Origin of the sequence: Nostoc flagelliforme FACHB-838 (assembly GCF_014698065.1) — a bacterium.
GTDB lineage: Bacteria > Cyanobacteriota > Cyanobacteriia > Cyanobacteriales > Nostocaceae > Nostoc > Nostoc flagelliforme_B.
On the sequence record NZ_JACJSI010000571.1, the window covers coordinates 1 to 3,029 of the forward strand.

The 3,029-nt window shown below is 44.0% G+C and carries 4 protein-coding genes; 1 reads left to right on the plus strand and 3 read right to left on the minus strand.

Annotation, left to right across the window (positions count from 1 at the left end):
• Positions 1-152: 152 nt before the first annotated feature.
• Both H6G97_RS48935 and H6G97_RS48940 read right to left on the minus strand, forming a co-directional pair.
• A complete protein-coding gene (locus H6G97_RS48935; protein WP_190947496.1) occupies positions 153-782 on the minus strand; it encodes a pyridoxamine 5'-phosphate oxidase family protein in 630 nt (209 codons plus the stop codon).
• A gap of 9 nt (positions 783-791) precedes the next feature.
• On the minus strand, positions 792-1,409 hold the full coding sequence (locus H6G97_RS48940; RefSeq protein ID WP_190947497.1) for a glutathione S-transferase family protein: 618 nt from the start codon (positions 1,407-1,409) through the stop codon (positions 792-794).
• Between the two features lie 106 nt (positions 1,410-1,515).
• Here H6G97_RS48940 and H6G97_RS48945 point away from each other — a divergent pair, with 106 nt between their 5' ends.
• A complete protein-coding gene (locus tag H6G97_RS48945; RefSeq protein WP_190947498.1) occupies positions 1,516-2,070 on the plus strand; it encodes a TetR/AcrR family transcriptional regulator in 555 nt (184 codons plus the stop codon).
• Positions 2,071-2,490: 420 nt separating this feature from the next.
• On the opposite strand, the gene H6G97_RS48950 is transcribed toward H6G97_RS48945, so the two are convergent.
• The gene (locus H6G97_RS48950; protein ID WP_199350166.1) at positions 2,491-2,772 is read right to left on the minus strand and encodes a hypothetical protein; all 282 of its coding nucleotides are present in this window, start codon (positions 2,770-2,772) and stop codon (positions 2,491-2,493) included.
• Positions 2,773-3,029: the final 257 nt, after the last annotated feature.

The window sequence follows — 3,029 nt, forward strand, 5'->3', positions numbered from 1 at the left end:
ACTGCTTATCAAATCAAGCATAATTTGCTTTCTAATTATTTAATTCAGCAACTAAAACGCCCAAGTATTCCTATGTGCTTGGTTTGATTTAAATTGTCGTGTGGTAGGGCTACGCCCCGCTCGCTATTTGTTCCAGTTGCGTAAGTCCTGACCTAATAATTTGTGTAATTAGTAGTCATTGAAGAAGTGCGATTGCCTAACTGCTGTTCTAATTCAGCAATTCGAGCTTGCAGAGGAGCCATCATCGCTGCTACTTCTGTTTCTGAATAACGGATAGGAATATGCTGAGGACAATTCTCGCTGGTGGCTTCTACGTGGAAGAGGATAGCGCGTTCAATTGCGGCAGGATAATCTGGAACTCGTAGTCGTTCAATTAATGCCAAATCCCCTTCAACAGATTCGGCTCTTCCCCAAATCTTAATGCGTTTGCGATGACGATAATCCATCAAGAACAAAAACGCTTTGTCGTTGCCAGATAAATTGCCCACTGTGATGTACTGCACATTTCCAGAAAAGTCAGCAAAGCCGAGGGTTTTCTCATTGAGAACCTTCAGGAAACCAGACGGTCCGCCCCGAAACTGGATATAGGGATAGCCATTAGAACTGACGGTTCCCAAGTAAAACCCATCAAGTTGCACGATGAATTCCTCAATCTTGGGAGTAATGGAATCATTGTCAGGACCATTGGCAATATAGCGTTCATAGGTCTGCCGTGAACCCCTTTGTTCTTGTGCGGCTTGCACTTGGGGCGTAAAAGCAATTTCTCCAAACTTGCGTGGCATGCTACCCTCCTAAACTGCAACAAGCTCTGCAATGCCAATCATGCCGACAAAACCAGGAAGATGTTTGACGCGCTCGATCCAAGCCACCACATTTGGGTAATTGTTTAGGTAAATTTTACCATCGCCAGCGAGGGCAACGTAAGGAAACACTGCTACATCGGCGCTTGTCGGACGTTCTAACTCCAGCCATTGGCGATCTGCTAAATGATCGTTGAGTTGAGTTAGGATGAACGCTGCTTTCTGATTCGCCTGTTCCACGTTGATGCTGGTCGCTTTAAATAAGTAGTACAGACGTGCTGCTTCTGGGCCTTGTCGAATTTCTCCGGCGGCAATCGAGAGCCATCGAATCACGCGGCTCATCGGTTCTGCCTCCTTCGGCAACCAAGACTCACCGCCATACTGCTTCCCTAGGTAAACCAGAATCGCTTGAGCATCTGCTAAAACCGTGTCTCCATTAACCAATACTGGCACCTGTCCAAAGGGATTTAGAGCTAGAAATTCGGGCTGCTTGTGTGTTCTTGCCAACAAATCGACTTCAACCCACTCGTAGTCTAAGCCTAGTAACGAGAGCATTAATTTTGCTTTGTAGCTATTGCCAGACAGTTCGTGACCATAGAGCTTAATCATGGGTGAGTTCTCCTGCATTAGATTTCTTTTGTACCGTTCGTTCGGTTAAATTAACTGTACCGAATGTTTGGTATGATGTCAACAGAAAACTTAGAACTTGCAATAAATGCCTAAACAAACGTACATTCCCTGTCTGCTAAACCTGTTAAGGCAGTATGGCTACGATGGTGCAACTCTATCTAAAATCTCTCAAGCAACTGGATTAGGCAAAGCCAGCCTTTACCATCATTTCCCTGGCGGCAAGGATGAGATGGTTGAGGCGGTGCTGAATTATCTTGAGTCCTGGTTAGATCAAAATATTTTGCAAACACTCGAAAGTCCAGGTGAACCCTTATCTCGTTTGCGGCAGATGTGCGATCACGTGGATGAAGTCTATGATGGGGGAAAGCAACCTTGCTTATCTGCGATTTTGCTCTTAGGTTCCGCCCGTGATGTGTTTCATGACAAAGTGAAGGCAATTTATCAGGTCTGGATTGATGCGATTGCCAATGTCTTAATTGAGTCTGGCATGAATGAAGGTCTTGCCCTTCGGCGTGCAGAAGATGCAGTGACTGCTATTCAAGGCTCATTGATTGTATCTCAGGGATTGGATGACCCATCTGTGTTTGTACGGTTAATGCAGCACCTACCAGAAAATCTCTGCAAAGGGACGTTACCCTAGCTCGACATTATTTACTCATCTTATTTGACGCGAGTACCAAATCTTTCTGCTGGATATTGTTGGCTAAAATGAAGAGCAAAACGGAAAATTCCTGATGTAGCGATGCCTACGGCGGTAAACGGGAGCAGCACTCAAAAAAGAGTTAAAGACAGAAAAAGGGTTTAGTAGCGAATGGCACGCTTGAAAAGCTCTAAGCTATGCAAATTAATGGTTACAGCTTTTAATACCATTTAGCAGTAACGGTATGAGTCAGGCGATCGCTCCGAAATCAGACACAGCGAAGTAGATGGAAAATAGTGCCGGGATTGTCCAAAAATTTTTTGTAGTTAGGAAAAGCTCGCTTGTTCATTCCATACTTTCTTTGATACGAGCAAGCAAACATCATTTATGTTCTCGTCCTCAGCAGAGACTAGCTTGATTTTATCTGCTTTTTTTGACTTTTTGACCATCATCCCTCATGTTGCTGGTCATAATTGGAGAGCTTTTCACCCAGACATTATGGTTGTGATAAAAATCACCACGCTGTTCTAATGTAAACCCACCCAGCAATAATCCCAGCCATACTTCCACCATCGGCATTTGCAACACACGTTGCAGTTTAACTAAAGAAATCTCATCTTTGACATTTATCAGGTAGTTAGCGATCGCGTTCTGCCATTTTGGGACATCTTCATCTGATGCCAAATTGCGGTATCGGCTCAAAATTTCGGGGTAGAGATTTATTCAGGTAGCCACGACCAACCAAATGGGTTAGAAGAAGACTTCTCTCGAATAATGTTACCCAAACAGGGAATATCACCGAGTTGCAAAATCCGGTCATGCATATACTCAAAAAAGCTAATACCTAATTATCTTTTATCCGACATAATCTACGATAAAGATACACGAACCCCCAGACACAACACTTTCACCAACATGCGATCGCGGAGGGGGCATATTGGCAAGGCAATAGAAACTAT

Excerpts from the sequence above, each read along its gene's own strand:
- H6G97_RS48945 (WP_190947498.1), top strand. The coding sequence starts at position 1,516 with ATGCCTAAACAAACGTACATTCCCTGTCTGCTAAACCTGTTAAGGCAG.
- H6G97_RS48935 (WP_190947496.1), bottom strand. The coding sequence starts at position 782 with ATGCCACGCAAGTTTGGAGAAATTGCTTTTACGCCCCAAGTGCAAGCC.
- H6G97_RS48940 (WP_190947497.1), bottom strand. The coding sequence starts at position 1,409 with ATGATTAAGCTCTATGGTCACGAACTGTCTGGCAATAGCTACAAAGCA.